Here is a 5,978-nt window from a genome sequence, read left to right as displayed (position 1 = left end):
ACGCCATCCACCGTCGTGCAGACCTCGTCCAGGTACCAGCGGGAACCCCGCCGGGGTTCTCGCTGGCGCAGTCCTTCTGCGAACAGGGAACCGAATTTCATGCACCATTCGCGGAGGGTCTCATGGCTGACTTGAATGCCGCGCTGGTGCAGCAATTCTTGAACATCTCTGTAGCTGAGCGGGAAGCGGTGGTACAGCCACACAGCGTGCTGGATGATGATCATTGGGAAGCGGTGTCGGTAGGGCTTGGCGTCGGTCACGGATGGTCAGCCTACCCCAGTCCGGTTAAGGCAACACAACCGGGCGAAGTGCTGACGCTCCACATTCGGATGTGGCACGCCGAGACTCCAGAAGACGAGGAAAGAAGTCAGCAGTGGGTGACGGGGAAGGTGGTCAAGATTGAAAGCCTGTACCGGCCCGACGACGGCGCGAGGTTTGGGGTGGTTCCCACCGGCAAACGCAACTCGCGCAGTTTTCAGTACCGGGCCGTGGTGTCCTCCAGTCTCAAGGTCTGGAGAGGCAAGCTCACGCCGGAGCAGGCCCAGGCCCGCGAACCCTTTTACCACCACGAAACCACTGCGCCCGTGCAGGACCCACAGGAGGCCAGCGCATGAATACGAACCTGACGAACACGGCAACACATGGCACAATGAAAAGAGCCTGTCCACGGCGGACAGGCCCATTCCCCTCAGACAGAGTTAAAGGAACGCGGCGAGTATATATGAAAGAACAAAAGACCCTCAACCAGTGGCGCAAGGAACGCGGCCTGGAGGTTGGCGAGCTGTCGGAGAAGGTTGGCGCTGGAACCAGCCTGCTTCGGTGGCTTTACCGGGGCGTGACGCCCAAGCTCAAGATGTGCCTGGCCCTCGCTGAAGCCCTGGATGTGGAGCTGTCTCAGATTCTCTGGGACAAAGAGGAGCCGCAAGAAGTCCCCGCTATGCCGGAAGGGCAGGCGGTGACGGCCAACCAGAGCCGGGTGAGCCGGGAGCAGTATGAGGTTGCCAAAACATGGCTGGAAGCAGGCCGCACCAAAACGGAGATCGCCAACGCGATGAACGTCAGCCGCGAAACGCTTTACAACGCATTTCGGCGCTTTGAGAAACAGGACGCTCCTGGGAAGCCCAGCAAGGGGCCAGTGCATCAAACAGTCGGGTCCAAGACCCGGACCCCCAAGGCGAAGGCCGCCAAAGCTGGTTCGTGAAGTCGCGTGTTTTACGACATCTTAGAGAGTTTTACGACAACAGCACCACGAACCATCCCAGGCGATAAACCCGCCTGGCCTTTTTTTACCGACAGGCATGGACCAAGGCTGAAAATATGTCTCGCGCTTGCTTGTCGTAAAACCTTTATTTTACGACATACGAAACTCAAGCATGATATTCTGATCCCAGCAAAACAAGGAGGATTGACCTGTGACGGACCAACCCAACGCTGAATCCAATGCCCTCGCCGATCTTCTAGAACGCTGCGGCAAGACCCGGCAGGAAGCTGAAGCCCTGGCCGCCGAAATGTTGCAGCGGCAGCGGGCCGTCGATCCCGGTTGCAGTTGGGGCTTTGTCCTCCCTGAACAAATTGCGGGCCTGTGGAATCAGGCCGCCAAGCACGGCAAACGCAAACTGGTGCTGGAGATCACCGCCGACGCCATAACTTATGAAGAGTGGACCGGAGGACATATTCAGGCCACAGTCAAAGGCGCGCAGACTTGGGACGACTACGAGCAGGAGCAGCAGGACGCCCGTGCAAAGGCGGTGAACTGATGCAGAGCGTGAGCGGCCAGAACCAGGGCGCGGCCACCGGCTCTGAACAGCTCCAAAAAAAGAACGATACATTTCCCAAAACGCTGGAGCTAGATCCAGAGGACTACCACCCCCGGCGGGAGCCTCTCTGGGAAAGAACGTTGGAACTGGACCCGGAGGACTCCACCTGGTATCCCCAAGGTCCATACGGGTTGAGGCGGTATGACGCGAGACCAGAGTATGACAAGGGCTACCCGCACGAGGAGAGCGATGATCTGCCGGAACTCATTCGGCAGTGCGGACGGCGCAATATCAGCAGTTCGATTACACACGGCTTCAAACAGTGGTGGATTACGGACAGCCAGGGCGAGATTATCCATCCACTGGAAACCAAGCCAAGCGTCTACACTTCACCCGCCGCAGAGTCGGATGAGGTCTCACAGCCCTTCCAAGAGATGCGGGCGTTTAAGTCGGCCAGTGCATTTCACGACTTCCTCTTTCTGATCAAAGATGTGGACGAAAAGGCGAAGGCCGAACGCCTGCGCTCACTGGCCCGCGAACTGGAACTGACCGCCGAACATATCCGCAAGCTGCTGGAGCTGGAGCGGCAGCGATGAAACCGTTTACGATTGCGGCCCGCTGGCAAGACCAGATCCCGGCCACCACCGCGCACCTGCTGGAGTTGCACGTTAACCACGGCTCGGGCGTCCTTTCCGGCTTTTCCCTGCACCTGCTGAGCGGTGACGCTTTTGGAGCTGCGTGCAGCGCCGACGCCGAGAACCGCGCCGCGCTGGGAGTGATCCTGGCGATGGTGGCCCAGGACTTCCCGCTGGAGTGTTATGGCAGCCGGGAGGCCGTCATGCACTGGCAAGGGCTGAAGCACGCGCCCCCCTTCTCGGTGCCGGACTCATGGACGGCCACCGTGGAGGAGCTGCGCCGCGAGGGACCGCAGTACGGCGAGCCGAACAGAGAGGAGAAATCAGCACTAGGGGGGCTTCACTGATGACCTCCACCCATGCCACTTCCTCGATGCTGACCGATGTGCTTAAAGATTTCGCTGCTTATCTCAAGCGAGAAGAGGGCTTGAGTCCAGGCACCATCCGGCAGTACGGGGCGGATTGCTCACGACTGGCAAACTGGCTGTCTGAGTACCGTCCCCAGATCATGAGTTGGAGCGACGTGCAGACCCGTGACCTGCGGGCTTACGTGGACCAGCAAGAGCCGGAGCCAGCGCGAAACCGCCGCCTGCTGGCCAGTTGGCGCAAGCTGTGGAGCTACCTCAGCGACGTACAGGGCTTGACCATGCAGCCCGGCCCCACCGAGATCAAACGGGTCAAGTTGCCCAGCCGCCAGCCTCAGTACCTGACCCCCGGCGAGGTGTCGCGCCTGCTGAATGCGGTGGAAGGCGCAAGCCCGGAGCAGACGAAGCGGAACAGGGCCGTCGTTGCTTTCCTCTACGGGACCGGCTGCCGGATCGCGGAGGCACTGAGCCTGAAGGTGGAGAATGTGGAGTTCGAGTTTGAGGGAACGCCTCACAAAATACGGGTGATCGGCAAGGGGAATAAGGAGCGAACGATCTTCCTCTCCCCCACTGCCCAGCGGGTCCTCAAAGAGTGGCTGGGATTCCGCCAGCTCTACATCTCAGAGAGTCCCATCGTGTTCTGCCATCTGCGGGGCCAGAAAGCGGGTCAGTCGATCACGGCGCGCAGCATTGAGCGGGTGGTCAAGGCTGCGGGACAACGGGCAGGGTTGGCCCCCGAGAAATGCACCCCGCACAAGCTCAGGCACTCGCACGCTACGGCACTGGTGAAGGCGGGCCGCAGGTTGGAGGAGGTGCAGGAGATTCTGGGGCATGAGAGTATTGCCACCACCCGGATCTATGCCCACCTGGAGCCGGAACGCCTCGCGGCGGCGGCAGCCAGCCTACCGGATATTCTTTAATGTTTTAGTGAAATAGTGTTTTGGCGAATACATGTTTTAGTGATTTCGTGAAATAATGATTCAGGAGGAAAAGCCCATGACCGATGCCATGAACGCACCCGTGCAAAATCCCCACATCATGTTCCGCAGTGATCCATTGCCCGAAACCATGCGAGTCAAGTTGATGTTGCTCGATTATGCGCCTCACGTCACTGACCTCCTGATGCAAGGTCTCCCCATCACTTACGGAGAGCAAGGCCAGCAGGTTGTCGAGTATCCCAGTGGGCGGCGCATCGCCGTGAAGCGCCGCGAAGTGTATGACGCTGAGGGCGAGTTCGAGCGGTACGCATTTGACATCCTGGGAGAGTTGACTCCGGCGGCGCGGTAAGCAGTGCCCACGCTGACTGTGATCGCTGGAGAAAATGGAGCCGGAAAAAGCACGCTGGTCAAGGCCCGCAAGCTGCGAACCATAGACCCCGATCAGCTCACCGGGGCGCAGGGGCGGGGATTCAACAACGCCGCAAATGTGGGGGGAGCGAGGGCCGCACTTCAGGCTCAGGAGGCAGCGCTGACCCAGCGTCAGAGTTTTGCTGTGGAGACCACGCTCTCTGCCAGACAGCCCCTCACGCTGATGGACCGGGCTAGAGCGCAGGGTTATGACGTGCATCTGGCCTTTATCATCCCGCACCCTGGCGAGGACACCCGGCTCAGGATTGACAACCGTGTGTTGCAGGGCGGCCACAACATCTCGGACAGGGATCTGAAGCGCAGACTCCCCCGCGTGTTGGAAAACTTGCCAGAAGCCATGAAGCGTGCAGACGTTGCGGCCCTGTACGTCTCCGCCGAAAAGAGCAGCGATTTTGTGATGGTGGGGGCCATGCACCAGGGGCAGCTCACCGTGACGTCTCAGTTGCCAGGGCATATCAGGACTGCCCTCGAAAGCGAGTTCCCGCAGATGCAAACCGCCGAGAGCATCGGGCGCTCACACGCTGTCACGCAGCAATTCAGCCCGCGTGTCCAGCGTGATCTGGAAGATTGATCGTCTTCATGAAATCACTTTTCCGCGAATTCGTGTTTTCTTTTTTTAGTGAAAGCACTATAGTGAGGCATGGAAATTTTCAGTATTGCCAACATGAAAGGCGGTGTGGGCAAGACCACCACGGCCATTCAGATTGCTCAGGGACTCGGTAAGAAGGGGAAAACGCTGCTGCTTGACGCCGATCAGGAATTGCAGTGCGCCGTGGCCTGGCGCAGCAGCGACAACCCGGCGTGGTCCTTTGACGTGGCCCGTTATGACGGGGAGGCCACCAAACGGATGAAGGGCTACGAGTACGTGGTCATTGACAGCAAGGGCAACGAACAGGGACACGATCTGGTCAGCCTGGCCCGTGCCAGCGATCTGCTGATCGTCCCGACTCGCCCTGAAGGGGTCTCGGCCACCGGATTGGCCAATACTCTCAGTCCACTGGTAGACGCTGGGATTCAGAACTTCCGGGTTTTAGTCGTTGTCAATGAGGGGGGCCGGGGCGAGGAACTGCGCGAACACCTCGCCGAGAGCGGCATTCCCGTGTTCACCAGCATGGTCAGGAAATCGACGGCTGTGGGTGACGCTGCTGAGCAGCGCATTCCTCTGGAGGCGTACACCCAGAACCGGTATGCCAGGACCGTGGCGCTGGAATACCAGTCGGTCATGCGGGAGGCGCTGTCGTATGTCCGTTAAAAAAAGCCGCTTTGAACAGTTGCAGGTGCTGAAGCCCTCGCCTGAACTGACAGGCACTACGAAGGTTGGCAGGCCAGAAGTTGAAAACGTGCTGGAGAGCCTGTCCACCCAGATGCACCGGGATCTCAAAATTGCGCTCAAGCAGGCCAGCGCTAGGGAACAGCGCAAGCAGTACCAGCTCCTCGAAGAAGCGGTAACGGACTACTTACGCCGTGACCATGCTGATCTCCTGAAATAGTGTTTTCGTGAAAACACGAAAAGGTGAACGCTGTGTACGACGACGAATCTTAACAGATTTATGAAACTGCCTGTCAGTTGGTGCGCCAGGCGATCAGCATTATTCCCACAGGCGGGGGCGTCAGCCAGTGGGCGAAAGAACCCCACAAGCAAGCCTTAATCGCCTCCGGTCACACCTATGTGAATGGTGACGGGGAACTCAGGGCCAGTTGGAAGCCCATGCAAACCCAGCTTCCCACTGCTGAAGACCTCAAGACCTGGTGGGGGTCCGCGCACGCGGCCTGGGGATGGTCACGGGCCAACTGAGCGGCTACGTGGTCATAGATGTGGACTTGGAAGGTTTGCCCCTCATGCACGAGCTGGGA

General features: G+C 59.3%; 10 protein-coding genes and 1 pseudogene. 10 read left to right on the top strand and 1 reads right to left on the bottom strand.

All coding sequences use genetic code 11. From position 1 onward, the window contains the following. A pseudogene (locus Q322_RS0119335) lies at positions 1-260 on the bottom strand (IS6 family transposase); the annotation flags it as partial. Between the two features lie 48 nt (positions 261-308). Here Q322_RS0119335 and Q322_RS0119330 point away from each other — a divergent pair. The 10 genes from Q322_RS0119330 to Q322_RS0119285 all read left to right on the top strand — a co-directional run bounded on the left by Q322_RS0119330 (position 309) and on the right by Q322_RS0119285 (position 5,614). Next, complete coding sequence (locus Q322_RS0119330) at positions 309-614, top strand: hypothetical protein (protein WP_156953180.1); 306 nt, start codon at positions 309-311, stop codon at positions 612-614. Further along, positions 611-1,201 (top strand): helix-turn-helix domain-containing protein, encoded by a 591-nt coding sequence (locus Q322_RS0119325; protein ID WP_156953179.1) that lies wholly within the window; start codon positions 611-613, stop codon positions 1,199-1,201. Before Q322_RS0119330 ends, Q322_RS0119325 begins: the two co-directional genes overlap by 4 nt. 211 nt (positions 1,202-1,412) lie before the next feature. Then, positions 1,413-1,757, top strand: coding sequence for a hypothetical protein (locus Q322_RS0119320; RefSeq protein WP_029479489.1), 345 nt, complete (start codon positions 1,413-1,415; stop codon positions 1,755-1,757). Then, the gene (locus Q322_RS0119315) at positions 1,757-2,353 is read left to right on the top strand and encodes a hypothetical protein (protein WP_029479488.1); all 597 of its coding nucleotides are present in this window, start codon (positions 1,757-1,759) and stop codon (positions 2,351-2,353) included. The genes Q322_RS0119320 and Q322_RS0119315 overlap by 1 nt, the downstream gene beginning before the upstream one ends. Next, positions 2,350-2,739 carry a hypothetical protein gene (locus tag Q322_RS0119310; RefSeq protein ID WP_029479487.1) on the top strand — a complete coding sequence of 130 codons (390 nt, stop codon included), beginning with the start codon at positions 2,350-2,352 and terminating at the stop codon, positions 2,737-2,739. The genes Q322_RS0119315 and Q322_RS0119310 overlap by 4 nt, the downstream gene beginning before the upstream one ends. Continuing rightward, a complete protein-coding gene (locus tag Q322_RS0119305) occupies positions 2,739-3,677 on the top strand; it encodes a tyrosine-type recombinase/integrase (protein ID WP_051668790.1) in 939 nt (312 codons plus the stop codon). The genes Q322_RS0119310 and Q322_RS0119305 overlap by 1 nt, the downstream gene beginning before the upstream one ends. 76 nt (positions 3,678-3,753) lie before the next feature. Beyond that, positions 3,754-4,044, top strand: coding sequence for a hypothetical protein (locus Q322_RS0119300; RefSeq protein ID WP_029479485.1), 291 nt, complete (start codon positions 3,754-3,756; stop codon positions 4,042-4,044). A gap of 3 nt (positions 4,045-4,047) precedes the next feature. Beyond that, a complete protein-coding gene (locus Q322_RS0119295) occupies positions 4,048-4,695 on the top strand; it encodes a zeta toxin family protein (protein ID WP_051668789.1) in 648 nt (215 codons plus the stop codon). Positions 4,696-4,764: 69 nt separating this feature from the next. Beyond that, positions 4,765-5,376, top strand: coding sequence for a ParA family protein (locus Q322_RS0119290; RefSeq protein ID WP_029479483.1), 612 nt, complete (start codon positions 4,765-4,767; stop codon positions 5,374-5,376). After that, complete coding sequence (locus tag Q322_RS0119285) at positions 5,366-5,614, top strand: hypothetical protein (protein WP_029479482.1); 249 nt, start codon at positions 5,366-5,368, stop codon at positions 5,612-5,614. Before Q322_RS0119290 ends, Q322_RS0119285 begins: the two co-directional genes overlap by 11 nt. Positions 5,615-5,978: the final 364 nt, after the last annotated feature.

It is taken from the genome of Deinococcus frigens DSM 12807, from assembly GCF_000701425.1.
Classification (GTDB): Bacteria; Deinococcota; Deinococci; order Deinococcales; family Deinococcaceae; genus Deinococcus; species Deinococcus frigens.
Note: the sequence above shows the minus strand (reverse complement) of the source record. Positions and strands in the feature narration are given on the sequence as shown.